23 protein-coding genes are annotated in these 24954 nt (G+C 50.2%); 7 read left to right on the top strand and 16 right to left on the bottom strand.

Going from position 1 to position 24954, the window contains the following annotated elements; translation table 11 throughout:
• Positions 1 to 10: 10 nt before the first annotated feature.
• The 8 genes from ACXAFR_RS25730 to rpoE form a co-directional block, all read right to left on the bottom strand.
• Positions 11 to 418, bottom strand: a complete 408-nt coding sequence (locus ACXAFR_RS25730) for a DUF4845 domain-containing protein (RefSeq protein WP_475182645.1) — start codon at positions 416 to 418, stop codon at positions 11 to 13.
• Positions 419 to 598: 180 nt separating this feature from the next.
• Positions 599 to 1447 carry a signal peptidase I gene (gene lepB, locus ACXAFR_RS25725; protein ID WP_475182643.1) on the bottom strand — a complete coding sequence of 283 codons (849 nt, stop codon included), beginning with the start codon at positions 1445 to 1447 and terminating at the stop codon, positions 599 to 601.
• Between the two features lie 31 nt (positions 1448 to 1478).
• Positions 1479 to 3278, bottom strand: coding sequence for a translation elongation factor 4 (lepA, locus tag ACXAFR_RS25720; protein WP_475182640.1), 1800 nt, complete (start codon positions 3276 to 3278; stop codon positions 1479 to 1481).
• A gap of 194 nt (positions 3279 to 3472) precedes the next feature.
• Complete coding sequence (locus ACXAFR_RS25715) at positions 3473 to 4882, bottom strand: DegQ family serine endoprotease (protein WP_475182637.1); 1410 nt, start codon at positions 4880 to 4882, stop codon at positions 3473 to 3475.
• Between the two features lie 236 nt (positions 4883 to 5118).
• Entirely contained in the window at positions 5119 to 5577 is a 459-nt protein-coding gene (locus ACXAFR_RS25710; RefSeq protein ID WP_475182635.1) for a SoxR reducing system RseC family protein, read from the bottom strand.
• 60 nt (positions 5578 to 5637) lie between these two features.
• Positions 5638 to 6678 carry a MucB/RseB C-terminal domain-containing protein gene (locus ACXAFR_RS25705; protein WP_475182634.1) on the bottom strand — a complete coding sequence of 347 codons (1041 nt, stop codon included), beginning with the start codon at positions 6676 to 6678 and terminating at the stop codon, positions 5638 to 5640.
• Between the two features lie 85 nt (positions 6679 to 6763).
• A complete protein-coding gene (locus ACXAFR_RS25700; RefSeq protein WP_475182631.1) occupies positions 6764 to 7444 on the bottom strand; it encodes a sigma-E factor negative regulatory protein in 681 nt (226 codons plus the stop codon).
• Between the two features lie 568 nt (positions 7445 to 8012).
• Positions 8013 to 8609 carry an RNA polymerase sigma factor RpoE gene (gene rpoE, locus ACXAFR_RS25695; RefSeq protein WP_475182630.1) on the bottom strand — a complete coding sequence of 199 codons (597 nt, stop codon included), beginning with the start codon at positions 8607 to 8609 and terminating at the stop codon, positions 8013 to 8015.
• Positions 8610 to 8917: 308 nt separating this feature from the next.
• Between rpoE and nadB the strand changes: the two genes are divergently transcribed.
• Positions 8918 to 10543: an L-aspartate oxidase gene (nadB, locus tag ACXAFR_RS25690; RefSeq protein ID WP_475182627.1), complete on the top strand. Its 1626-nt coding sequence runs from the start codon at positions 8918 to 8920 to the stop codon at positions 10541 to 10543.
• Here the strand turns inward: nadB and ACXAFR_RS25685 are convergent.
• Both ACXAFR_RS25685 and ACXAFR_RS25680 read right to left on the bottom strand, forming a co-directional pair.
• Positions 10540 to 11031: a protein YgfX gene (locus ACXAFR_RS25685; RefSeq protein ID WP_475182624.1), complete on the bottom strand. Its 492-nt coding sequence runs from the start codon at positions 11029 to 11031 to the stop codon at positions 10540 to 10542. The two genes, nadB and ACXAFR_RS25685, sit on opposite strands and share 4 nt — an antisense overlap.
• A gap of 41 nt (positions 11032 to 11072) precedes the next feature.
• A complete protein-coding gene (locus ACXAFR_RS25680; RefSeq protein WP_475182622.1) occupies positions 11073 to 11321 on the bottom strand; it encodes an FAD assembly factor SdhE in 249 nt (82 codons plus the stop codon).
• A gap of 110 nt (positions 11322 to 11431) precedes the next feature.
• On the opposite strand from ACXAFR_RS25680, the gene ygfZ reads away from it, so the two are divergent.
• Both ygfZ and ACXAFR_RS25670 read left to right on the top strand, forming a co-directional pair.
• Complete coding sequence (ygfZ, locus tag ACXAFR_RS25675; protein ID WP_475182619.1) at positions 11432 to 12346, top strand: CAF17-like 4Fe-4S cluster assembly/insertion protein YgfZ; 915 nt, start codon at positions 11432 to 11434, stop codon at positions 12344 to 12346.
• Positions 12347 to 12381: 35 nt separating this feature from the next.
• Positions 12382 to 13221, top strand: coding sequence for an HDOD domain-containing protein (locus tag ACXAFR_RS25670; protein WP_475182617.1), 840 nt, complete (start codon positions 12382 to 12384; stop codon positions 13219 to 13221).
• Between the two features lie 24 nt (positions 13222 to 13245).
• Here the strand turns inward: ACXAFR_RS25670 and ung are convergent, their stop codons facing one another.
• On the bottom strand, positions 13246 to 13929 hold the full coding sequence (gene ung, locus ACXAFR_RS25665) for a uracil-DNA glycosylase (RefSeq protein WP_475182614.1): 684 nt from the start codon (positions 13927 to 13929) through the stop codon (positions 13246 to 13248).
• Between the two features lie 154 nt (positions 13930 to 14083).
• Here ung and ACXAFR_RS25660 point away from each other — a divergent pair, with 154 nt between their 5' ends.
• Positions 14084 to 14923, top strand: coding sequence for a 6-pyruvoyl trahydropterin synthase family protein (locus ACXAFR_RS25660; protein WP_475182611.1), 840 nt, complete (start codon positions 14084 to 14086; stop codon positions 14921 to 14923).
• Positions 14924 to 14942: 19 nt separating this feature from the next.
• Positions 14943 to 17762: an RNA polymerase-associated protein RapA gene (gene rapA / locus ACXAFR_RS25655; RefSeq protein ID WP_475182608.1), complete on the top strand. Its 2820-nt coding sequence runs from the start codon at positions 14943 to 14945 to the stop codon at positions 17760 to 17762.
• Between the two features lie 41 nt (positions 17763 to 17803).
• Here rapA and ACXAFR_RS25650 read toward each other — a convergent pair whose 3' ends face one another.
• Positions 17804 to 18208 carry an SMI1/KNR4 family protein gene (locus ACXAFR_RS25650; protein WP_475182605.1) on the bottom strand — a complete coding sequence of 135 codons (405 nt, stop codon included), beginning with the start codon at positions 18206 to 18208 and terminating at the stop codon, positions 17804 to 17806.
• Positions 18209 to 18402: 194 nt separating this feature from the next.
• Between ACXAFR_RS25650 and ACXAFR_RS25645 the strand changes: the two genes are divergently transcribed.
• Positions 18403 to 19125 carry a DUF3581 family protein gene (locus tag ACXAFR_RS25645; protein ID WP_475182602.1) on the top strand — a complete coding sequence of 241 codons (723 nt, stop codon included), beginning with the start codon at positions 18403 to 18405 and terminating at the stop codon, positions 19123 to 19125.
• Positions 19126 to 19136: 11 nt separating this feature from the next.
• Here ACXAFR_RS25645 and ACXAFR_RS25640 read toward each other — a convergent pair whose 3' ends face one another.
• Positions 19137 to 20024 (bottom strand): LysR substrate-binding domain-containing protein, encoded by an 888-nt coding sequence (locus ACXAFR_RS25640; RefSeq protein ID WP_475182600.1) that lies wholly within the window; start codon positions 20022 to 20024, stop codon positions 19137 to 19139.
• 121 nt (positions 20025 to 20145) lie between these two features.
• On the opposite strand from ACXAFR_RS25640, the gene ACXAFR_RS25635 reads away from it, so the two are divergent.
• Positions 20146 to 20919 carry a ferredoxin--NADP reductase gene (locus tag ACXAFR_RS25635; RefSeq protein WP_475182597.1) on the top strand — a complete coding sequence of 258 codons (774 nt, stop codon included), beginning with the start codon at positions 20146 to 20148 and terminating at the stop codon, positions 20917 to 20919.
• Between the two features lie 37 nt (positions 20920 to 20956).
• Here the strand turns inward: ACXAFR_RS25635 and ACXAFR_RS25630 are convergent, their stop codons facing one another.
• The 3 genes from ACXAFR_RS25630 to prfB form a co-directional block, all read right to left on the bottom strand.
• Positions 20957 to 21649, bottom strand: coding sequence for a hypothetical protein (locus ACXAFR_RS25630; protein WP_475182595.1), 693 nt, complete (start codon positions 21647 to 21649; stop codon positions 20957 to 20959).
• A 241-nt stretch (positions 21650 to 21890) separates the two neighbouring features.
• A complete protein-coding gene (gene lysS / locus ACXAFR_RS25625) occupies positions 21891 to 23390 on the bottom strand; it encodes a lysine--tRNA ligase (RefSeq protein WP_475182593.1) in 1500 nt (499 codons plus the stop codon).
• Positions 23391 to 23448: 58 nt separating this feature from the next.
• Positions 23449 to 24544 (bottom strand): peptide chain release factor 2 gene (gene prfB / locus ACXAFR_RS25620; RefSeq protein WP_475182591.1). Its coding sequence is split into 2 segments (ribosomal slippage): positions 23449 to 24471 and positions 24473 to 24544, totalling 1095 coding nucleotides; the frame shifts between segments, so codons are not numbered across the junction.
• Between the last annotated feature and the right edge of the window lie 410 nt (positions 24545 to 24954).

Below are 24954 nucleotides of genomic sequence, written 5' to 3'. Positions count from 1 at the left end.
GCCTAACCTGTCATTTTGCGAAAGGGTCGCAGCAAGCTCCGGGATTTGAACTGTCGAGAACATTGTGAAAAGACATTACCGCATCGATGTTATAAAGAATTGGCACACGCTTTTCGTACTCAAGCCGAATCAGGGTGTGCCCCTGCAAACGCTCAATTTTAACGTCTTTTGTGGAAAAATTCCTGATGTTATTCACCATGAAGAAGTTTCCAAGCTTTTTACGGATCTCATCATCCGTCATATCATCGACATTGGTTTCGCTTTGCCCGAGGTTGCGTAAAGCACTTTTCAGGTAACGATCGTCGACATAGGTCGGAATAATACGGAATGCACAAAGCAAAAAAAATCCGGCGACGCCCAAAGTAACGAGCCACATCAACAACGACATTCCTGCTTGCCGCTTATAGGAGCAAACCATACGAACTCCGTTTACTTTCTGTATGTTGGGAGACTTCTACCAATCGAGAAAACCGATTGGCATTCAAATACATAGAAAATTCTAGCATTCAAATGCCAACCATGCTTAATGAAACATCTGACGACAACGGCATACACTGCTCATGCGCAAAAGCCCGGCTACTCCGCCAAGACCTAGCAACTATTCAATACGCCCCGCGTTGCTAAAGCTTGGCAGACTGAAGAAAGAGTCCCAGTGCATCCACACAGCAAAGGCTTTACCAACAATCGCATCTTCGGATACTGGCCCCCACTCGCGACTGTCTGAGCTGTTGTCGCGATTATCACCCATCATGAAATAGTGACCTTCGGGTACGATCCAGTGCCCACGAACGCTGAGCCTTCCGGGTTGCATCTGCTTGCGCATCAGATGTTCTTTCTCGCCAATGCTTTCCTTCATAATTTGATATTGAGGGTCGCCCGCCGGCAGTGATGCAACCAAATGCTGAGGCTGTTTTTCCCCATTCACATAGAGGACATTATTGACATAGTGAATTTCGTCACCAGGCAGCCCGACGACACGCTTAATAAAATAAGTGTCTGGCCGATGAGGAGGAAAGAACACCATGACATCGCCACGCTTGGGTTCATTGATGTCAAAAACCTTGGTTCTCACGACCGGCAAGCGGATACCGTAGGTATATTTGTTAACCAGAATGAAATCCCCGGTGTTCAGCGTCGGCACCATGGATTCTGATGGAATTTGAAACGGCTCCACGAGAAAAGAACGCAAAACCAAGACGATAAATAAAACGGGGAAAAATGACTTGGCATATTCCACCATCACCGGCTCGCGACCTGCCGCGCTAACCGCTAATTCACGCGCCTCGCGTGAGGCCTCGTCGTTGGTGTTATCCCCCTCGGGAAACTGAGCCTTGGCACTGGCGACCGCACTGCGGCGCTTTCCGGCCAAAAAAATCAGATCGAAAAGCCAAATCAAGCCACTGACAAACACCAGTAGCACCAGAATAAGAGGAAAATTGATATCCATTAAATCAAGCTGCCTTGCTGCTCTCTGAAAATTATTCGTCCACCTTCAGCACGGCAAGGAAAGCCTCTTGAGGGATCTCGACTCTACCAACCTGCTTCATGCGCTTCTTACCTGCCTTCTGTTTTTCCAGCAGCTTTTTCTTACGGGTGACGTCACCACCGTAACATTTTGCGGTTACATTCTTACGCAATGCTTTAACGGTTGTCCGCGCGACAATCTGCCCCCCAATGGCCGCCTGGATAGCGACATCAAACATCTGTCTAGGGATCAGATCCTTCATTTTTTCTGCAATCGCACGACCTTTAAATTGGGCGCTATCTCTGTGCACAATCAGAGCGAGGGCATCGACTTTTTCACCGTTAATTAAAATGTCGAGACGCACTAATTTGGCCGGTTCAAATCGATCAAAACTGTAATCCAAAGACGCAAACCCGCGACTCACGGACTTCAAGCGGTCAAAGAAGTCCATGACCACTTCATTCATTGGCAACTCATAGGTAACCGCAACCTGGCTACCCATATACTGCATGTCTTTCTGTACGCCACGCTTTTCACTGCAGAGTGTAATGACAGGTCCCAAATGATCTTGAGGCACGAGAATATTCGCCTGAACAATGGGCTCACGCATTTCTTCGATTGCCCCAGGATCGGGTAGCTTCGAGGGGTTATCCACTTCGATGACTTCACCATCGGACTTCACCACTTGGAAGACAACCGTTGGCGCGGTAGTAATCAGATCTAGATCATATTCTCGCTCAAGTCGCTCTTGGACGATCTCCATATGCAACATGCCGAGAAATCCACAGCGAAATCCAAAACCGAGCGCATCGGAACTTTCCGGCTCATAAAACAGCGCTGCATCGTTAAGGGTTAGTTTTGCCAAAGCCTCTCGAAAAGCTTCAAAATCGTCTGAACTGACTGGAAATAAGCCGGCATAAACCTGCGGTTTGACTCGCTGAAAACCGGGGACGGCGTCTACTTCAGGAGTTTTTGAGTGAGTAATCGTATCGCCAACGGGAGCACCCAAAATGTCTTTAATTCCCGCAACAACAAAACCGACCTCGCCGGCTTTTAAAACGCCGGTCTGTTTGATTTTCGGGGTAAAGACGCCCACATTATCAACGACATGAGCCTTGCCAATGCTCTTGGTGATAATTTTGTCCTTAACTCGCAACGTGCCTTGCTTAACTCTAACGAGAGAGACAACACCGAGGTAATTGTCAAACCAGGAATCAATAATCAAAGCTTGCAACGGTGCCTCGACATCTCCTTCTGGAGGTGGCACCAAGCGCACCAACTCTTCTAAAACGTCTTCGATTCCAACGCCAGATTTAGCACTGCAACGCACAGCTTCCGTGGCATCAATGCCGATAACTTCTTCAATTTCTTGCGCAACACGCTCAGGCTCAGCCTGGGGCAGATCAATTTTGTTGAGCACAGGAATGACTTCGAGCCCCTCCTCAATTGCCGTATAGCAATTGGCGACAGATTGAGCTTCAACCCCCTGAGCAGCATCGACAACCAACAGTGCGCCTTCACAGGCAGACAACGAACGGGATACTTCATAGGTAAAGTCAACATGCCCCGGAGTATCAATGAAGTTGAGTTGGTACACTTTGCCATCGCAAGCTTGATAATCCAGAGTCACACTCTGAGCTTTGATGGTAATGCCGCGCTCGCGCTCAATGTCCATACTGTCGAGTACTTGTGCGGCCATTTCCCGATCGGAAAGGCCACCACAAACCTGAATGAAGCGGTCGGCGATTGTGGATTTACCATGATCGATGTGGGCGATAATGGAAAAATTACGGATATGGCTCAGGTCTGTCACAGTGTAATTACTGTCCCGGTCGAAGTCGTCAAAAAGTGTCAGGCACAACCAAATCCGGGATGCCTGACCAGGCACCCCGGATTGAAGTTCTTAGATACGCACTGTTGTTAGGGCATACCGCAGCGGGTCGCAAGTCTACCCCATTTGCGAAAAGGGTGCCATGCGCGGCATGACACCCCACCCTCCAAGCCAAGTTACTTTTCAGACAAGCGGATCGTGCGGAAGAGCGCCCGACCTTCCCGATAAAAACGAATGGGAACCAGGGTGTCTTCCGGTAAATTTTTGACTGCCTTCTGATAATCTTTCAACGTCGAGATGTCATCAAAACGCAATTGCACAATGATATCTCCTGGTTGCAACCCTGCCTGAGCAGCTGGACCATCTTTGGACACCTGCTTGACGAGGACACCGCCCTCCATTTGCCACTCTTCAGCGAGTTCGGGTTCAATTTCAGAAACCAACGCACCGAGCTTATCGCCAGAAAACTCACGACTTTCAGCTGAGGCCTCCAACTCATCACCACCAAGCGTACCAACTGTGACGGGAATAATAGTAGATTTCCCTTTCCTCATAACCGTTACGTCTACAGATGTTCCGGGAGCAATAGCACCGACAATATGTGGCAAATCACCTGAGGTACGGATTTCTGAGTCACCAAACTTAGTAATAACATCACCAACTTGTAGGCCAGACTTGGCGGCGGGTCCAGTAGGATCCATCTGGGCAATCAACGCCCCTACAGGCTTATCCAGTCCAAAGGACTCCGCAAGGTCTCTATCAACCTGCTGAATAACGACCCCGAGCCAGCCACGATCGACGCGACCTTTCTCTTTCAGCTGAGTCACGACCTCATGAACGACACTCACCGGAATGGCGAATGACAGACCGATCGAGCCACCACTGCGGGTGTAGATCTGAGAATTCACGCCGACAACTTCGCCATCCATATTGAACAGCGGCCCGCCAGAGTTACCTGGATTGATGGCGACATCGGTTTGAATGAAAGGAACATAGTTCTCATTACGCTCACTGGGAATACTGCGCCCAATGGCACTGACAATGCCCGCGCTGGCAGAGAAATCAAGCCCGAACGGAGAGCCGATGGCCAACACCCACTGACCAACTTTGAGATTATCGCCCTCAGCCAGTTTCAACGCTGGAAGGTCGGTGGCATCAATCTTCAGCAGCGCAAGATCGGAGCGCTCATCACGACCGATAATTTCTGCGTCGTATTCCCGCTGATCAGTCAGACGCACTTGAATCTCAGTTGCGCCTTCAACCACGTGATTGTTGGTGATGATGTAGCCATCTTCCGAAACAATAAAACCTGACCCCATGGATTGGCGATTCTGCTCTGGAATCCCCTCAGGTCCAAACAGGTGCCGAAATATATCCGGAATTTCCTGTCCTTGAGGCCCATTGAACTGCGGGCTCGCCTGAATCGTCTCTACCGTCGTAATCTTAACCACGCCCGGGCTAACGTCTTCGACAATATCTGTCAGATCCGGCAGGCCGGCCTTGGCGCTTGCGTTAACACTCATCAGTGCCATTAAGATACCTAAAATCGCCATACGAGCAGCCACATAGCGACTCGCGGAAATCATCAAACTCTGCAAAATCAACCTCTCGTTATTAACTTGAGTGGCCAAACAAACCGGCCGGGAAGATCACGAAAAAAAATAGTAAGCCATCGCACAAACTGGGATGTCTTCCTCTAGATAATGGAAACGCAGAAAAAATCCGGAGTTAACCTTATTTTACGATACGTTACATAATAGACGGCAGCCCAAAACTCGTCGCACCCCACGGGTAGACAACCCATTGCGTCGCAGAGAGCTATTTATGGGTCGCAAAGCAATGCTCTCTGCTGATCGACGATAACCGGTTGAAATCGAGGGTCGTTTTTATGCCGCACATTATAGAGATAAACCAGTGCCGCCCCCGCCAGAAAGCCCCCTAGTGCACCAAACATGGCTGCAGCCTCGCTTCCACCAATACTGTCAGCAACGCCCAAACCGATGATCATGGCGATTAATGGCGTCAGATACACCAGCAGAGAGCTGTTTGCGATAATGTTTTCAGGAATGCCGATAACCACGTCGTCATCGATTCGATATTCTTCTGGGTCACGCCCTTCAAGCAGAACACGTATAAAATTATTTTTTCGAGACCACCGGGAAATGACCTGCTGACCACAGCCCTTTTTTGATGAACACGTATCGCAGGCCGACCTCTGAATAGTCTCGACCCATAGACAATCCTGCTCGACTAACACGACTCGACCGCTTTCAGTAATCATCACGCCCCCCGTTCCAGCCATCTAACACGTTAAGACTATAGCGGCTGAAGGGGTTAGCACTCAAGAACCCGGTGTTTTCTGCTCCATTTCTGTGGGCATCAGGGGCTGCAAGCTGCCCGCAATACGCTGGGCTGTGAGAGCGGGAATTTCACCAACAACCGTTACCATGTAGTTGCCCACAGTAAAGGTTTGCTGGGTGAGAAAGGCAACCGTAGCCCCGCGCTGAGCCTTCCCCTGAACCGCCATTTTTGCCTCTTGAGGCTTAACAAATACGGTGAATGACGACAACCCATCGGTGAAGAATTGTACATCACCCAACTCATCGATATGGCCATGTCCCGCGTCAACAAAGCCGCTGGGGACCCACTTTACAGCCCAGGGGAAAGGCCCTTCTTCCGCACTGCTCTCAGCTGAGCATTTCGGCCACTCCGGGCGCCTGATGTGGTCGGATGACTGCACACCACTTACCCACTCGTCATCAGGCGTCATATCCAAATCGGCAAACTGAAAGCGCTCGAGCACCTGCCCTGATTTTTGACTAAAGATAATCGCAACCAAAGGCAGAGACGTCTCTTTATCAATGGAGAAACTGTAGGCATATCGATACTTGTCCCTGGGAACGATACGCAAAACCCTGGCATCCCGCTCAGCCACTCGCTCTGAATCACGCAAATACAGATGATAGTGCTGGCTCAAGCCATACAACTCGCTGTTTGACCGGGCGCCCATTCCCCTTAAAAGTCGATCCGCCGGCGACACGCATTCTGTCGTTGAACGACGCCTTTCTATGCGCAACTCCGGCCCACTGACATTATCCAGATACTCATATTCGAGACCATCGCTAACGTGATGCGTCACCCGCATGGTCCGTAATACACCCGCGTACTCGTAAATGAAAATGCCTCGATAGTCCTTTTCTCTCAGCGCCCTGGACATTTCACTGAGCAGATTAATGGACTCTTCGTACTCATCAGCAAAAGCAGGGTGAGCAATAGACTGAAGCCCAACGAGAACAAGAAAGATATAGCTAAAAATGGAGCGAACTGATGGGACTGAGGGTACTGCGACGGGCAAATAACGGAAAAAAGCGAAGGCTACCATAGAACCCTATAAGAATTGCGCTAGGGAAAGTGCAATGGGCGCCCTGGCAAACCTGCCAGAGCCCCCGTCAGCCCTTTGGAGGGACCTATTCTGTTTCGGAAGCAGGCACACGCGCATAAGGCAACATACCGCGTCCACTGTTCAGAGCCGAATTGCCAGCCTGCAGCTCCATAACCCGCTGCAAGTACTCTTGCACCTCGGGACTGGGTGTACTGCTAACGGAAACGCCTGCACCAGGTACAACGGGATAGCGTGGAGAAGAGACAGGTACACTCACTTGGTTACTGACCGTACGAGCATTGATACCCTCCGGCTGCACCGCTGGCGCTGGACCAGACTGAGCACCATTACGAACCGCCGCGTCCGTCGACTGATCAGACACCCGCTCCATATCAGCCAATTGAGCTGGCGAGGATGTCATAGAATCTCCGGCAAACTGTGCACTGAGAACCACAACGGCTGCAACCGAGGCAGCGATCCCCATCTTAGACACATTGGTTATCCACATGGGCTTGCGAGCATCAGCCTTAGTAACCACCTCAGGCTCTTCATCAATCGCATCCCGGATAGCGCCGGACAAATCAATCGTCAAACCATCAGACTTGCCGCGCATAGCCGCGCTGACCATCTGATATCTGGCCCAGGTTTCACGTACACCAGAGTTGCTTTCCCCAGCTTTTAAAACTCGATGCAGCTCCATAGTAGAGGCTTCACCATCTACCATCGCTGATATTGACTCACAGATACTTTTGTCGACTTCAGGCATAACGCCCTCCCAACTTAAGCCCGGAGATCTATCCCGTTCCCCAACACTCACCATTATTGAATAAATCCTACCCAAACAAATGTTCTTGTCATTGACAGACCGTATGATTCGCCAGGTACTGTCTTCATTAAAACCAAACACACTTTATTAGAAGCCCTTGCCTCATTCGCTGTCCGTTTTGGTCAAACAGCGATCAGTCTCACGACACAGAGTACAGCGCCTCAACAAAGTTCCTACCAAATCGGCGAAAATTGATCAAGAAACACAAAGTACAAAACGATGATGCGAGTATCAGAATAACCGGCTCGCAAAAATTTATAGTTTTTTTGCCACAACCAATCAGTTTAGACCTTAGTCATGCCAACTTTTGATCTAAAAATAGCAGAGTTGAAGCAGTTTGCTTATTGAGGTATTCAACCCCCTATAGCAAAACCTTAGAAGCTGCAAATGTCAAAAAGTTCACGTGACGCTTTGAATTTATTGCACATTTTTTGGTTAATTCGACGATTTGTTTAGAATAATTATCATCCGCAACGCAAAGGTTTTTAATACCTGGACATCAACCGCGTCAATCTCTCGTGCGATCCATCAGTGGTGCAATACATTTGTCAATAGCGTCCCGGGCGCGAAAAATTCGCGACCTCACGGTACCGACCGGGCACCCCATAACATCAGCAATTTCTTCGTAGCTCAAGCCTTCAAGCTCTCTAAGAGTAACCGCCGTGCGTAAATCTTCCGGTAGATTCCGAATCGCTTTATCGACCTCTGCCTGTAGCTCGTCACGAAATAGGTTGTTCTCCGGTGTATCCACATCTTTGAGAAGATCACCACCAGAATAAAATTCTGCCTCGTCGACATCAACATCCGTAAGCGGCGGACGCCGACCCCGAGACACCAAATAATTCTTGGCCGTATTAATCGCGATACGGTAGAGCCAGGTATAAAACTGACTTTCACCGCGAAAGTTATGCAATGCCCGATAGGCTTTAATAAAAGCTTCTTGAACGACATCGTACACTTCATGTGAGTCGTGAATGTACCGACTCACCACAGAAATCATCTTGTGTTGATATTTGAGAACTAACAGATCAAACGCCCGCTTATCTCCTTTCTGAACTCGCTCTACCAGTTGTTGGTCACTGTCCGGCGCATTCTGCGCTGTCATTCTGCTCTCCAAAGCCTTACTTCATTTCAATTATGGTTGCGATATATGAATGATTTCTGAATCATCAATAGATAGCAGCTCCTCAGAGCAACACCAACCAGTCAAGGGCTTAAGGCCAGACCCAAATTTAGTTATAAAGTTCATTAACTACACTGTTTTCAGGGATATAGGGTAAATCTCGGCCAATCACCACAAAAAAGTCGAATATCTACCATTAGAGATATAACGTTAACGAATCATCATATATCGTCGGCGAAGTCGCGTGTATATACTACGCGCTTGACGTGTCATTTTGCGCAGGCGAACTCATGGTAAAGCAATTTCATCAATACGACGTTCTGATCATCGGCAGTGGCGCCGCCGGGCTCACGCTGGCGTTAAGTTTAGCGGACAACTATCGAATTGCCGTACTGAGTAAAGGCCACCTTCACCAGGGTTCCACTTGGTATGCCCAGGGTGGCATCGCTGCCGTTCTCGATGACACCGACACTGTTGAAGCCCACGTACAGGATACTCTGACGGCAGGCGCGGGCCTTTGCCACCCGGATAGCGTACGTTTTACGGTAGAAAACAGTAAGGCCGCGATCGAGTGGTTGATCAATCTTGGTGTCAGCTTCACCCGCAGCGAAGAGGACGGAGAATACCATTTAACTAAGGAGGGAGGCCACAGCCACAGGCGTATCATCCACAGCGCCGATACCACGGGCATGGCCGTCCATAGCACTCTGATCGAACAGGTTAAAGAACGCCCCAACATCACGACGTTTGAAAATCACTACGCGGTTGATCTAACAACCGCACCAGACCCTAAGAGCGGCCGCATGGTATGTAGTGGCGCTTACGTGTACGACCGCGATAGCGATAGCGTAAATCTTTTCCAGTCAAAAACGGTCATCATGGCAACCGGCGGGGCCAGCAAGGTATACCTCTACTCCAGCACCCCCGAAAGTGCGAGCGGGGACGGCATTGCCATGGCCTGGCGAGCAGGATGCCGAGTAGCGAACATGGAATTTAATCAATTTCACCCCACCTGCCTGTATCACCCAAAAGCCGGCGCCTTCCTGGTTACTGAGGCCTTACGTGGCGAGGGGGCTCATCTAAAACTACCGGATGGTACACGCTTTATGGATCAATTTGATCCGAGAGGCGAGTTAGCGCCAAGAGATATCGTCGCAAGAGCGATTGACCATGAGATGAAGCGGCTCGGATCTGACCACCTTTACTTGGACATTAGCCATAAGTCCGAAGCGTTTATTGAAACCCACTTCCCCAATATTCGCGCTCGTTGCCTGGAGTTCGATATTGATATCGTCCGCGAAGGTATTCCCGTCGTCCCTGCCGCCCACTATACCTGCGGCGGAGTTATGGTGAACGAACACGGAATGACGGACCTTGATCGACTCTACGCCATTGGCGAAACCAGCTTCACCGGCCTACACGGCGCCAATCGCATTGCCAGCAATTCTCTGCTGGAATGTATCGTCTACGCGCGGTCAGCAGCCCAGCATATTGCCGCCACGATCGACCAATTTGAACTCCCTGAACCCACCCGCCCCTGGGACGACTCACGCGTAACCGACTCAGACGAAGACGTTGTCATTTCCCACAACTGGGATGAGCTGCGCCGTTTTATGTGGGACTACGTGGGCATTGTCAGAACACAGAAACGCCTGGAACGAGCCCAACATCGCATAAAATTGTTGCAGAGGGAAATCGAGGAATACTACAGCAACTACAAAGTGGGCAATGACCTCATAGAGCTGAGAAATCTGGCTATGGTAGCCGAGCTGATCATCCGCTCAGCAATGCAGCGCAAAGAGAGTCGAGGCCTTCACTACTCTCTCGACTACCCAAATACTGAAGAACTCGCTCGAGACACCATTCTAATGCCAAATAATTTTGCCGCACAGCAGCTGTTTGTCAGCGGACGCTAACGCGGAGCGGATTCTAGCGACTTAAACGTTACGGCGCGGCGATGCCAGACCCGAAACCGATGCCAAGCCCTGGGACTCATGGCGTCGCGCCATAAAATGACGGACACTTTACGCTGGCGCCTAACAGGCGCTGCATCCGAAGAGGACTCCCTCTCTACCGATAACAGAACGAGATGATCGGCGAGCACCCAACTGCTGACAAGCCAATAAAACGCCCCTGAAGACTCCTCTTGGAAATCGAAATAACAACCATGAGTTGCGTCGGTCAAGCGGACCGCCCTTAACCTGGGCGTAGCCGATGAAATCATTTGCGCCTTTGAAACCGCCAGCGCCACGAAAACAAAAACGACAAAGAAGCCGGTTTTTATCCACAAAGCCAGCGGCAGGCACAGCAGTAAAACAACGGATAGCCCCCAACTCCCCCATAGAATTCGGCGCTCGCTGGTAGAATGACCAACCGTTAGAACTTCGCCCCTTCCTGCTTCCATCGATCGAACGCCAGTTAAGACAGAGCCGACTTACCAATCACCTACGACGGTTGCAGACCTGTATTTGCCAGAATAATACGCACAATCTTGCACAACTCAGCGTCTTCTGGCTCGGAGCGTCGCATAAACCAGGCAAATAGATCCTGATCCTCACACTCCAATAGGGCCTGATAGCGCTCCTTATCCGCCTGCTCGAGGCTGTCATATACGTTTTCAAGAAAAGGCAAGAGTACCAAGTCCAGCTCTAGCATGCCTCGACGGCTAGCCCAAAACAGGCGATTTCTTTCCACAAAAGATCCCGAAGTCAGTTGAAAGTGTTGTGAGGGCGAGATTATAGTCCGCCTAGATCCAGCAGGCGAGGCTGGACCGATTTTAACCCAGAATGCAGGATGAAAGTCACATGGACAACACCACCGAGAAGCTCTTCCGACTTTCTCATCTGGCCTTATTGCAAGTTCGTGGACAAGACGCCGGCAAATTTCTTCAAGGTCAGTTGAGTTGTGACGTACTGGCGCTGCCCCCCTGGCAGCTTCAGCATGGCTGCCATTGCACCGCGAAAGGTCGTATGGTTGCGAATTTCGACCTTCTGAAAATTGCCGACGATCATTTCATGATACGACTGCCCGCGTCGACTTTGCCGCAGCTCCTGGCTTCACTAAGCAAATACATTGTTTTTTCGAAAGCCAATGTGGAAGATCTTAGTGAATCTTTTAACATTTATGGTGTTCTGAAAAACGCCGACGAGCCCCCTGAAGACACGACGGGAACCTTTGAAGATGGATATGCCGTCTCTCTCGATGACGAGCGCATGGAATACTGGCTCCCAAGCACCGCACCGCTGCCCCGAGGAGCGGTAAATGACCCCCTCCTAGACGGCGAAAAACTCTGGCAACGCGCAGAAATTTTATCGGGTAAAGGCTGGGTTACCGACACAACCAGTGGTGAATTTCTGCCCCACTGGCTCAATCTCCACGCACCTGCCATCGCTGGCATAAATTTCACAAAAGGATGCTACACGGGCCAGGAAATCATCGCTCGCATGCAGTACAAAGGCCAGTTGAAACGACACATGTACCGCTTTCATGCCGGTCATGGGGATGCCCCTTCTGCTGGATCAGATCTGTACAGCGATATCAGTGAAAAAGTGGCAGCAACTGTCGTAAACGCGGTTGCTGGAGCAGATGGATGCGACTGCCTTGCCATCGTCAACGGCGAATTGGCCGAAGGGGAATTACTCCAAACTGAAGAGCATAGAACGGCCGAAAATGACGCCAATAAGTTCAAACGCGAAGCGCTTCCCTATGCTATACCTTAATGGAATCAATGCTGAGTACCATGAAGGGATAGTGGATGAGCCAAATCATCGAAACCGTTCGCCGGGAAATACTGAACGCTATTGAAACCGACAAGTTGGTCTTGCCAACCCTGCCGGAAGTTGCGTTGAAAGTCCGGGAAATTTCAGAGGATGCAGATGCCAGTATTGCAGACCTGGCCAAGGTTATTGGCAACGATGCCGGTATTGCCGCCAGAATTATCAAAGTCGCCAACAGCCCTCTACTAAGAGGCGCTCAGCAGATCGAAGACCTCAAAATGGCACTGATGCGGCTCGGCATGGAATATACCTGCAACATCGCCACGGGCCTCGCTATGGAGCAAATGTTTCAGGCAACGTCGGATATGGTCGACCGTCGGCTGCGTGAAATCTGGACTCGCTCCAGCGAGATCGCTGGCATATGCCACGTTCTCTGCAAACACCGTACAAAATTGCGCCCGGACCAAGCCACACTGGCCGGACTGACACATCGCATTGGTGCACTGCCCATTTTGACCTACGCTGAAAGCAATCCGGCACTGCTTAAAGACGGGATTACCCTGGATCGCGTCATTGAATCCCTACACCCGATCATTGGCGACCGAATTCTTGAAAAATGGCAATTCCCTGAAGAAATTCGTCGCGTGCCCAGTCAACATATCGATTTTGCTCGAGTACAAGACACGGCGGATTACGCGGACATCGTGACGGTGGCGATGCTGCAAAGCTACATGGGCACCAACCACGATTACGCCCGTATTGACTACAAAACGGTCACTGCCTTCGGCCGACTGGGACTCGACCCAGAGATGCATTCTGAAAATATCGAAGATCTCAGTGAAGAAATGGAAGCCGCCATGGCGATGCTGGGAGACTAAGCGTTTTTCTGGAAGATCAAGACGTCACTCAAGCGTCCAATCAACCGCCCCAAGCCCCTGCGATTCCAGATAATCATTCGCTGCTGAAAAGTGCCCGTTGCCAATAAACCCGCGATGGGCCGAAAGCGGTGACGGATGGGGCGACTTCAAAACCAAATGTCGAGACGCATCAATAACCTTGCCTTTGCGTTGTGCGTAACTCCCCCACAACATGAAAACCAGATGCTCTCGCCGCTCGTTAAGCAAGGTCACAATAGCATCAGTAAATTCTTCCCAGCCTCGGCCTTGGTGAGACCCGGCCTGCCCCTTTTCCACCGTCAGAGTGGCATTAAGCAATAGGACGCCACGCTCAGCCCAGGCTTGCAGACAACCATGCCCAGGGTGTGCAAACCCGGTGTCACGCGCCAGCTCCTTATAGATGTTCTGCAGTGACGGCGGCACGGAAACACCGGGAGGAACGGAGAAACTCAATCCGTGAGCCTGGCCCGGCCCGTGGTAGGGATCCTGTCCCAGAATAACCACTTTGACCTGATCGAAAGGTACACTGTTCAAGGCGTTAAAAATATTGACTCCAGCCGGAAAAATCTCTTTTCCCGCTAGCTTCTCCTGCTGCAGAAACTGGCGTAATTGGCGCATATACTCACGATCAAACTCATCCTGTAACAACGCGAGCCAAGAAGCATCCAACTGAATTTTTCGATCCGACATGATATTCCCCAAGTAAAGTCCGCCGCATAATAACAAAGCGAAAAAGGCCGCCCAACGGAAAATCAAAACGCCCGGAGTAAATTTAGCAGTCCATTCTAGAGACTCATCCGATCTGCTCGGTTAAAATGTGCCGCTTTTTTACGCGGTGCCCTTCATGTTGCTATTCGTTGACAACCTGACGAACGTCGATTTCAGCTATTTACATCCTGAGCGAGGACTGCTCGGCGAGACCTGGCTGGCAGACCTGGAAGTTCAGGGAGCGCTGGATGATCAAGGGATGATCTGTGATTTCGGCATTTTGAAATCGACATTGCGCCAATGGCTGGACGAACATTTGGACCACAAGCTTTTGGTCCCAGAGCTCGCTGACTGTCTAAATCTGCAGCAATCACCAGGTCGCACCAGCCTGACCTGGCACTATGGCGATGTGAGCCTGCAGACATCTGCTCCCCATCAAGCGTTTACTCTGGTCCAAAAATCCACCATTACACCAGAATCCATCAGCGCATGGGTTCAGGACAAAATAGCTTCCCTTCTGCCCGCCGGCGTCACTGACGTCCGCCTTAGCTTTCGACAAGAAACCATCGATGGTGCCTGCTATCACTACAGTCATGGGCTCAAAAAACATCAGGGCAACTGCCAGCGTATTGCCCACGGCCATCGTTCAAGAATTCAACTCTGGCGCAATGGACAGAGAGATTCGCAATTGGAAATGCAGTGGGCGGAACGATTTCGCGATATTTACCTTGGCAGCCGTGAAGATATCGTCCAAGACGATGGCCAGCAGTTCCGCTTCGCTTACGAAAGCTCACAAGGCAGTTTCGAACTCTGTCTACCACAGCAATCCTGTTACCTCATCGACAGCGAAACCACCGTCGAAGAGATTGCCCGCCATCTTTCACAGGAGATAACCGCCGCTCATCCGAATGATCAATTTCGAGTCAAAGCTTTCGAAGGTGCGCTGAAAGGCGCCATCGTCGACTCATCGATCTAACGTCAGGACGCGCCTTGTTATGAAACCATCTAACGAACTCTCTTTTACCGCCGGCCAACGCTGGCTCAGCAACCCGGAATCCGAATTAGGCTTGGGAATTGTCAGCCATATCGATCATCGCTATGTCACCTTGACGTTTCCCGCTGCCGGAGAACAACGAGTCTACGCAAAAAACAACGCGCCACTAAGCCGCGTCAGATTCCGTGAAGGTGACACCATCAATGACAATGACGGCGGAGAAATTACTGTTACGGAGATTTCCGAAGACGCAGGATATATCACTTATCACGGCGCGGACGCAGAGGGAAACATCGAAAGCTGGGGCGAAGTACTGCTCGATTGTCATGTGCAATTCAGCAAACCGCAAGAACGCCTTTTCGCCGGACAGATAGACTCCCTGCAAAATTATCAACTCAGATATCAAACGCTGGAGCATCAACATCGCTTATCGGGATTACAGACCACAGGTCTGACCGGCCCCAGGGTTGAATTGCTGCCTCACCAGCTCTACGTAGCGCGAGAAGTTGGCCGCCGTTTTTCGCCGCGGGTATTGCTCGCGGATGAAGTCGGTTTGGGAAAAACCATTGAGGCCGGTCTCATCATTCATCAGCAATTGATCACCGGACTCAGCCAACGGGTTTTAATCGTTGTTCCTGAAACCCTGGTTCATCAATGGCTGGTAGAAATGCTACGACGCTTCAACTTGCATTTTACCTTGCTGTCCGCTGCGTATTTTGAACCGCCCGAAACCGACGATCTCGGAGTCGAACTCGAAGAAGAACCTCTGCTGGAAAACCCATTCGATTCTGCACAGCTCATACTCTGCAGCCAGCAGCTTTTGAGCGACAACCCGGATATTCTCGCCCAGGCTCTCGCCACCTCCTGGGATCTATTGGTCGTTGACGAAGCTCATCATTTAGAGTGGCATCAGGATGCACCCTCGCCAGCTTACAAAGCCATTGAGCAGCTCGGCGGCAACGCCAACGGACTGTTACTGTTAACCGCAACACCAGAGCAGCTGGGTTTGGATGGTCACTTCGCACGCTTAAGGCTACTCGACCCAGATCGCTTTTTTGACTTTGCTGAGTTTCAAAACGAACAGGCAGAATATCGACAAGTAAGTCGCGTTGCGGAAGCGCTATTGTCAGACCAGCCTCTTGAGGCCGCACTCGGTAGCGACGATTGCCTCAGTATAGTGGCGGAATGGACAGAGAAAGGGTATTTCCACGCGCCAGAGGAAGACACGAGCGCAGCAAGGGAGCATGCTGTTAACCAGCTGTTGGATTGTCATGGCACCGGACGGGTACTGTTTCGCAATACTCGGGCTGCTGTACAAGGGTTTCCCGAACGCCAACTACAGCGGCATCCGTTGACCGCCGCAGAACAAACGCATTCGGACTATTCCGAAGACCCCAAAGTGCAATGGTTGGTTAATTGGCTGAAAGAACACCGGCAAGATAAGGTCCTTATCATTTGCGGTTCACCAGACGTCGCACAAGAACTTGAAACCTATCTGAGTTTACGTGGCGGAATTCGTAGCGCTATCTTTTACGAAGGCATGAGTTTGATTGAACGCGATCGGGCCGCAGCCTACTTTGCTGACCTGGAGTTCGGCGCGCAGGTGCTGGTGTGTTCAGAAATCGGAAGCGAAGGCAGAAACTTCCAGTTTTCCCACCATTTAATAATGTTTGATCTGCCGCTCAACCCCGACCTGATTGAGCAGCGAATTGGTCGCTTGGATCGCATCGGCCAACGCCATACGGTGAATATTCATGTACCCTATATCGAAGGGTCTCGCGACGAGAAAATCTTAAACTGGCTACATCGAGGGCTCAACAGTTTCGAGCGCGTCTGCCCTATCGGCCAACAAGTCTATGGCGAATTCGCCGAAGCGCTTCAAACGGCTCTCGATGATGATGCATCACTTTCCCCGGTTATCGAAGAAACTCGAAATAGAACAGAGTCCCTATTGGCCGAGTTGAAACAGGGTCGAGATCGCCTGATTGAATTAAACTCTTGCCGCCAACAGCCTGCCAAGCAATTGGTGGCCGATGTTGAAGCAGCAGAAGCTGACGCCAGTCTACACGACTTTTTAGCATCGGCTTTCGATCTTCTCGGTGTGGAACACGAAGCGCAAAGCACAGAATCTTTGATTATTCGACCTTCAGATCACATGCAAATTGATCGACTGCCCGGATTAGGCGATGAAGGCGTTACGGCAACTCTGTCTCGTACGCAGGCGCTCAGCCGTGAAGATATGATGTTTTTGACTTGGGAGCATCCCATGGTGGATGCGTTGATGGATATCTTCGAAAACGGCGAACGTGGCAATAATTGCGTCTGCACAATCAAACTCCCCCCGCTACCACCTGGCAGCTTGCTGTTAGAGGGGCTGTTCCAGTTTTATTGCCCTGCGCCACGCCAATTACAGCTTCATCGTTTTACGCAATCGAAAGTCGTACGCTTTCTAACCGATCAGCAGTTGCGCCCCTTGGAAGGCGCAGTCTCTGGCGCTCAACTGGATCAACTTGCAAAGCCCGTCAAAACACATATGGCAAGACAACTGGTAACCCGCGCGCGGGAGCCACTGGAAATGATTGTCAAACACTTGGAGCAACGTGCATCTGACATCGAAGCGGATTTGCGAGTAACCGCTCGGGCGCAAATGCAGGAATATTATGATGGGGAAATTGAGCGCCTAGAAGCTCTGCAGCAAATCAATCCAAGCATTCGCGATGAAGAAATCGCTCACCTGCGAGAGACAGCAGCGACCAGTTCCGAGCGTTTGGGGCGGGCTTCCTTGCGCTTGAGCGGTTTACGAATGCTCATTAATACTTAAGAATTTGAGGTCGGCTCGAGCCGATCTCTCCTTCACATTTTCTAACCCCGTGGCATCCAAAAGTCGCGAACCCAATACCACACATTTTGCCACTGTTCATCGGTGAAATCACCGTCTTGCCAAAAACGCACCTCATCCCCCTGATCCACACAGAAATACCCTCCAGAGTGTTCACACAGGGGAACCAGATCCCTTGGCAAACCGAGATCCCACGCCTGGCTGGTAACATCTGGCAGGTATGTATGGGACTGAGGATCGGCGATGGTAACCGGCTCTAAATCGCCATATACAACGGTGCCACAACCCAATAGAAACTCTCTCAATTCAGCGGGGATTGGCAGGAGAATAATTTCCTGGACTTCCACCAGGTGTTCAAACTCTGGTTCTGCCAATTCAACCGGAACATCTTCACTCAGAGATAACAGCTCTTCGACGATTTCTTGCATGACACTTATGTCCCCAACAACACCCATTTTTCCATATATCACTCTCAGGCTACCGAAACTTCGCTCTATCACCCGACAACTGCTATTATCTCGGCACAATGTAATAATAAGACAAAACCTTTACTACTCACATAGAGCGTTCGCGATTACCCTACGCTGATTTTGCGACGCCATTTGTTTCAGTTGATAACGATATGTTTATTGAAGAGTTCATTCTCGGCGACCTTTCTTCGAAAGACGCACACTTCCAAATTCCTAAGAAGAAGGCGAGCGAATTTGCCAAACGAATCGCTGACGATTTTAATCCTATCCACGATATTGATGCGAAGCGATTTTGTGTTCCTGGAGATCTGCTTTTTGCGTGCACACTCTGGCACGCGGGTTTGCACGAATCCATGTCTGTGACTTTTTCCGATATGGTTACTGACGAAACACCTCTGCACTTTAAAGAAGACGACAGTGAGCAAGTGGTGCTGGTCAATGAGCAGGGGAAAACGCTTTTGACACTCGAAAGCGCAGGTGAATGCGCAGCGTCCGGTGAAAACCTGGAACAGCTTATTCGTCAGTACGTTGCCTTTTCTGGAACCACCTTTCCCCATGTGCTGGTCCCTCTCTGGAAGCAACACGATGTCATGGTCAATCCTGCACGCCCTTTGGTTATCTATGCCTCGATGAAAATCGAACTCAACACGTTCGATTTTGTATCTCCGAGCCTGACGCTTAATAATCCATTTCTTGAATTGGAAGGTCGTCGCGGCGTCGTCCACCTACCATTCACCTTGCAGGAAAACGGCAACACCATCGGCCAAGGTGAAAAACGTATGGTTCTAGGCAGCCTCAAACCTTACGACCAAGATGCGGTTGATGATCTGGTTAAGCTCTACGATGATCGCAAACAGCGTCTTGCTGTATCGTGATACCTCTTTGATCACGCACCAAAGTAGTTTTGACACAGCGTCAGCCAGGCGAGGATCGCCGGCCCTCGGTACTTCTGCCGATGAAGAATAATGTAAAACTGCCGATGCCAGTTTCTCTGAGGCGCCGTCAGAGGCACTAAATCTCCACGCTGAAAGGCTGACCTCAGGGTAATTTCCGATAAACACCCTACCCCCAGCCCGGATTCCACCGCACGCTTGATGGCTTCCGTATGCTGTAGCTCATGGCGAATACGCAGCTGAGGCAAAAGGCCTTGCATCGCTCGATCAAATGTCTGGCGCGTCCCTGAACCGGGCTCGCGCAGCACCCAATCAACGTTCAGAAGATCCTCATCAGAAAGAGGACGACCAGAGACGGCCGGGTGATCCGGCGCAGCGAAAATCACCAGATCATCTTCCCGCCATGGAATAACATCGAGATCCGGGTGATGCAGCTCCCCCTCGATCAAACCGACATCTAGTTCAAAATTCTCAACCTGTTTAGCAATACTGGCTGTATTGGCGACTCTCAACTGAACATTCGTATCCGGATGATCAGACATGTACCTCGCCATCATTTCGACAGCGAGATAATTCCCGATGGTTAACGTCGCCCCGACCTGCAGGTCTCCAAGTTCGCGCCGGTCGCGAAGCCCCCGTTCAAATTCCTGAGCCTGAGCCAACAAGGATTCAGCCTTCGTCCGAGTTGCTCGGCCGAGATCGTTTAGCTGCAGTCGTTTACCGATCCGATCAAACAATTGCACATTGAATTGCTGCTCGAAGTCGCGCAGAGAGCTACTGGCAGCAGACTGAGACATCGATAGGCTCTCTGCCGCCCTGGAAATATTTTCAAAATGAGCAGCGGCTAAAAACACTTCCAGCTGCCGAAGAGAAAAATGCATGTCACTCCGCCCTCAAAACGTCCATATATCGGTTTTACTGATAAATATAAGTCAATTAATTTGTTTTACCCATTAATAAAATGGGGTTAATCTCTCGCCATCAGTAATAGGAGTAGTTCATATGGCTAAATTGATCAGCGAAACAGTTACTCATGTGCATCACTGGAACGACACGCTCTTCAGCTTTCGCACCAGCCGCGATGCCGGCCTCAGGTTCGAAAATGGCCACTTTGTCATGCTTGGCCTGGAAGTCGAAGGCCGCCCATTAATGCGCGCATACAGTATTGCCAGCGCGAACTATGAAGACGAACTCGAGTTCTTCAGCATCAAGGTTCAAGATGGCCCGCTGACATCCCGCCTGCAGAATATTCAGGTTGGGGATCCCCTGTTAATCAGCACCAAACCAACAGGCACGCTGCTTGTGGATCACCTAAGCCCTGCAAAACATTTGTACCTGGTCAGTACCGGCACAGGACTGGCACCCTTTATGAGCATCATTAAAGACCCAGCGACCTACGAAAACTATGACAAGGTTATTTTGACTCACGGTGTACGTACCGTTTCCGAACTTGCCTACCAAGACCTTATTTTGCAGCAACTGCCTAACGATGAATACCTGGGCGAGTTAATCCAGGAAAAACTGATTTACTATCCCACGGTCACTCGTGAACCCTATAAAAACCAAGGTAGGATCACTGAGCTACTGAAGAGCGGTCAACTCAGCCGCGCCATCGACTTACCGATGCCGAATGTGCAGGACGACCGATTTATGATTTGTGGCAGTCCGGCAATGTTGAAGGACACCACGGATTGGCTGAACGCCGAGGGATATCAGGAATCCCGCCATGGCCATCAAGCAGATTATGTCATCGAAAGAGCCTTCGTTGAGTCCTGACAATGGGACAAAAGAAGTACTGGGATTGATAACTTAATCAATCCCAGCTGAGAAAAGGTCGATCCTGGCTCGCTGCGTCATCCGAGTGAAAGTCCGGCTGAGGCTCATGGCGTGCGTTGCCATGGGCTTGCAAATACTCTTTGGCGACACTCTCCGAATGGTCTGCATGTATCCACGGCAGGGTGTATTCAACAAAGCGACGTAATTTCCTGACTAACAGCTGACGAATCTGATCCGCAAGCTTCGGATCCGCGCTGTTCAATCGCTTGAAGTTCAATAAGAACATCTGCAGACAAATCGTATCTTTGATGTAATGTAAACCTCTAAGCGTAGATAGCTTGAGCACCGGCAGATCCGATTGGCTGGACAGTAACCGGTCAAAGTAGTCATCCTGAGAAAAATTGTAAGGTACAAACCCGTCCGTTTGAGTATCGTAACTCACCAGCTCCGGCATTTTAGTACCGCTGCTAGGCTCATAAAATAGAAATAGGTGACTGGATTTTAACCAGCTCTCCGGCACACGGAAGTTTACCCCCCGCTTGGGCTTCACCCTGGGAATGTAGCTTTTTGCACCGCCATCATCTAGACGATAGTCCACAATCAACCGCTCAGAGTGGCCGGTATGCATGGCAAACCCCCGCTCCAAAAGCATGCAAAACATTTGGAATTGCCGGGACGGATCCGCCTCCGCAATACTCTGCGCGTCAAAATCAAACTGTGGCTCTTGCATACTTCCAGCTCGTCCCTTGTGACATCGAACAAGCCCTCGAGAAACATACCAGGCAGCGGCGGAGTAGCGATATGATGAAAAAGAAACACACACCGGTGCCTCCCGTTTCGGGAAGACTTGAAATAAGTATAACACCGGCTGAAAAGTGTGCCTGTCGGACAAAATTATGAAGGATTGTCCGTTTTTTGACGCTGCGGACAGAATCAGAGTCCGCAGTAACTTTTATTAGAGGTAGATCAGTTTACTCAGGGCGCATTGCCGGGAATAGCAATACATCTCGAATGGACGGAGAATCGGTCAACAACATGACCAAACGGTCGATCCCAATTCCCTGCCCCGCAGTGGGGGGCAACCCATATTCCAAGGCACGAATGTAATCCGCATCGAAATGCATGGCCTCCTGATCGCCGGCGTCTTTTTCTGCGACTTGAGCCTGAAACCGTTCTGCCTGATCTTCAGGGTCGTTCAACTCAGAGAAACCATTGGCAATTTCACGACCACCGACAAAGAACTCGAATCGATCGGTAACGAATGGGTTTTCATCATTGCGGCGTGCGAGTGGAGACACCTCAGTGGGATATTCGGTAATGAACGTTGGATTGATAAGACGGTGCTCAACGGTCTTCTCAAAAATTTCAATCTGTACCTTACCTAATCTCCACGAATCCTTTAACGGAATGCCCAGGTCTGCCGCAATCTTTTTCGCAGACTCAAGATTCCCCAGGTCTTCCGCAGAGATGTCCGAATTAAAGTGCAAAATCGAATTAAACACAGACAGCCGTTCAAATGGCTGCCCGAAATCGTAAACAGTCTCCTGTTCGATCTCTCCATCGCTATTGCGAACTGAGCTTCTGACTTGCGTGGTCTGCAATACGTTCTCACACAGCTTTCGCAGCATATCTTCCGTTAAATCCATCAAGTCATGATAGTCCGCATACGCTTGATAGAATTCAAGCATCGTAAATTCAGGATTGTGCCGAGTGGACAGCCCTTCGTTACGGAAGTTACGATTGATTTCGTACACCCGATCAAACCCGCCAACCACCAAGCGCTTTAAGTAAAGCTCTGGCGCAATGCGCAGATACATGTCGATATCCAAGGCGTTGTGATGAGTTACAAACGGACGCGCGGTTGCCCCACCAGGTATCGCCTGCAGCATGGGAGTTTCCACTTCTAAAAAGCGTTTGCCGTTTAGATAGCTACGGATAAAAGCCACCACTTCTGACCTTACCCTGAACGTATCACGAACCTCCGGATTCGCAATCAAGTCGACATAACGCTGTCGATAACGCATTTCCTGATCTGCTAGCCCGTGATATTTATCTGGCAAAGGTCGCAACGCTTTGGTCAATAGTTGGTAGTCGGCCATTTCTACATACAATTCGCCTTTCCCCGACTTATGCAGATTGCCTTGTACGCCAATGATATCGCCAAGATCGAGAGATTTGGCAAAAGGACGAGCCTCTTTTGTCACATACAACTGAATTCTACCAGTAGAATCCTGCAACTCCATAAACGCGCCACGATTGCGAATAACGCGCCCAGCTACAGCACAGAGCTTACTCAGATTCTCCAGTTCGGCTTTCTCGTAGCTACCAAATTCTTGCTGTAACTGACCGGCTAATGCATCTGGCCGGAAGCTGTTGGGATAGGCATTCCCCTCCTCGCGCATTTGCGCCAGCTTACTACGACGTTCGGCAACCAGTTTGTTTTCGTCCGCTAATGGTTGACCTTCGCTCATGGCAATCTTCCCGTGCTATTAAGAGTGAGAGTTTTAAGGGTCACAAAAAAATGACGCCTTACAGACCTGCTTTCAAACTGGCTTCGATAAACATATCAAGACTGCCATCGAGAACTGACTGACAATTTGATGTTTGCACGCCAGTACGCAAATCTTTGATTCGCTGATCATCGAGGACGTAGGATCGAATTTGACTGCCCCAACCAATATCCGCTTTGCTGTCTTCTTGCGCCTGCTTTTCTTGATTGCGCTTCAAAACTTCTTGTTCGTACAACCTAGCACGCAACATTTTCCACGCCTGATCCCGGTTCTTGTGCTGAGAACGTTGACTCTGACAAGAAACAACAATGCCGCTGGGAATATGCGTTAAACGAACCGCAGAATCGGTTTTGTTAACGTGCTGACCACCGGCACCCGAAGAACGATAAGTATCTTCTCGAATGTCCGCTTTATTGATCTCTATATCGATATTATCGTCAATCTCCGGCGAGACGAAGACTGAGCAGAAAGATGTATGGCGGCGATTACCTGAGTCAAAGGGCGATTTACGCACCAAACGATGAACGCCGGTTTCTGTTCGCAACCAGCCAAATGCGTAATCACCTTCAAAGCGAATGGTCGCACTTTTGATACCTGCGACCTCCCCCGCTGAAGCTTCTTCTAGAGTTGTCTTAAAACCCTTTGCCTCACCCCACCGCAAATACATGCGCAGCACCATTTCCGCCCAATCCTGAGCTTCGGTACCACCGGAACCTGACTGGATATCCAGAAACGCATTATTGGGATCTGTTTCACCGGAAAACATACGCCGGAACTCAAGTTTCTCCAGCGCCGCATCCAGTGACTTTATTTCTTCTTCAATTTCGAGAATGCCCGCTTCGTCGCCTTCCTCAGCGGACATTTCAAGGAGTTCACGATTATCGGCAACACCCGCGTCCAACTCTTCAATGGTGTTAACCACTTCCTCAAGTTGAGAACGTTCACGACCTAACTCCTGAGCCCGATCGGGATCTTCCCAGACCTCAGGTTCGGCCAGCTCCAATTCAACTTCTTTCAGACGCTCTTTCTTGTTGGCATAGTCAAAGATACCCCCTAAGCGTATCGGTACGCTCAGCAAGATCTTTCAACGTGTTCAACAGGGGTGCGATTTCCATAATCTCAGCCAATGAAAATTTTTTGAGGCGCGAATTGTACAGTACCGCAGCCTGCAACTCTAGGGAGCCGTGCGGCTCATAGCGAGTGAGTTTGAATGGCGGCAAAATCTGATGATAGCAGCACAACCGCTGTGCGAAGGGACTTGATGCCTAAATATAACGACAGCGGAGTTTCGCTGGCAACCCACACCAAGCAGATAAAACGAAAAAGCCCGGTACATAGACCGGGCTTTTATATTTGGCGCACTCGGAAGGGTGAGCACGCCTGTCTTTAACAAAGCACCGCTTTGCAAGGCGCGCGAACGCCGCAGGCTATGCCTGTGGCTGGAAATCCGACGAGCAGAAACGAAAAAGCCCGGTGCATAGACCGGGCTTTTATATTTGGCGCACTCGGAAGGGAGAGCACGCCT

The organism is Pseudomaricurvus sp. ABR4_320, from assembly GCF_056159445.1.
The sequence above is the reverse complement of the archived record's forward strand: the minus strand, read 5'-3'. Positions and strand labels throughout refer to the sequence as shown.

What these genes read in the sequence shown, in the direction of transcription:
- ygfZ (WP_475182619.1), top strand. Translation starts at nt 11,432, where the DNA reads ATGGACAACACCACCGAGAAGCTCTTCCGACTTTCTCATCTGGCCTTA.
- lysS (WP_475182593.1), bottom strand. Translation starts at nt 23,390, where the DNA reads ATGAGCGAAGGTCAACCATTAGCGGACGAAAACAAACTGGTTGCCGAA.
- ACXAFR_RS25670 (WP_475182617.1), top strand. Translation starts at nt 12,382, where the DNA reads ATGAGCCAAATCATCGAAACCGTTCGCCGGGAAATACTGAACGCTATT.
- ACXAFR_RS25640 (WP_475182600.1), bottom strand. Translation starts at nt 20,024, where the DNA reads ATGCATTTTTCTCTTCGGCAGCTGGAAGTGTTTTTAGCCGCTGCTCAT.
- lepB (WP_475182643.1), bottom strand. Translation starts at nt 1,447, where the DNA reads ATGGATATCAATTTTCCTCTTATTCTGGTGCTACTGGTGTTTGTCAGT.
- ACXAFR_RS25705 (WP_475182634.1), bottom strand. Translation starts at nt 6,678, where the DNA reads ATGGTAGCCTTCGCTTTTTTCCGTTATTTGCCCGTCGCAGTACCCTCA.
- ACXAFR_RS25715 (WP_475182637.1), bottom strand. Translation starts at nt 4,882, where the DNA reads ATGATTTCCGCGAGTCGCTATGTGGCTGCTCGTATGGCGATTTTAGGT.
- ACXAFR_RS25700 (WP_475182631.1), bottom strand. Translation starts at nt 7,444, where the DNA reads ATGCCTGAAGTCGACAAAAGTATCTGTGAGTCAATATCAGCGATGGTA.
- ACXAFR_RS25635 (WP_475182597.1), top strand. Translation starts at nt 20,146, where the DNA reads ATGGCTAAATTGATCAGCGAAACAGTTACTCATGTGCATCACTGGAAC.
- ACXAFR_RS25685 (WP_475182624.1), bottom strand. Translation starts at nt 11,031, where the DNA reads ATGGAAGCAGGAAGGGGCGAAGTTCTAACGGTTGGTCATTCTACCAGC.
- ung (WP_475182614.1), bottom strand. Translation starts at nt 13,929, where the DNA reads ATGTCGGATCGAAAAATTCAGTTGGATGCTTCTTGGCTCGCGTTGTTA.
- rpoE (WP_475182630.1), bottom strand. Translation starts at nt 8,609, where the DNA reads ATGACAGCGCAGAATGCGCCGGACAGTGACCAACAACTGGTAGAGCGA.
- ACXAFR_RS25645 (WP_475182602.1), top strand. Translation starts at nt 18,403, where the DNA reads ATGTTTATTGAAGAGTTCATTCTCGGCGACCTTTCTTCGAAAGACGCA.
- ACXAFR_RS25660 (WP_475182611.1), top strand. Translation starts at nt 14,084, where the DNA reads ATGTTGCTATTCGTTGACAACCTGACGAACGTCGATTTCAGCTATTTA.
- rapA (WP_475182608.1), top strand. Translation starts at nt 14,943, where the DNA reads ATGAAACCATCTAACGAACTCTCTTTTACCGCCGGCCAACGCTGGCTC.
- ACXAFR_RS25650 (WP_475182605.1), bottom strand. Translation starts at nt 18,208, where the DNA reads ATGCAAGAAATCGTCGAAGAGCTGTTATCTCTGAGTGAAGATGTTCCG.
- ACXAFR_RS25630 (WP_475182595.1), bottom strand. Translation starts at nt 21,649, where the DNA reads ATGCAAGAGCCACAGTTTGATTTTGACGCGCAGAGTATTGCGGAGGCG.
- ACXAFR_RS25710 (WP_475182635.1), bottom strand. Translation starts at nt 5,577, where the DNA reads ATGATTACTGAAAGCGGTCGAGTCGTGTTAGTCGAGCAGGATTGTCTA.
- ACXAFR_RS25730 (WP_475182645.1), bottom strand. Translation starts at nt 418, where the DNA reads ATGGTTTGCTCCTATAAGCGGCAAGCAGGAATGTCGTTGTTGATGTGG.
- nadB (WP_475182627.1), top strand. Translation starts at nt 8,918, where the DNA reads ATGGTAAAGCAATTTCATCAATACGACGTTCTGATCATCGGCAGTGGC.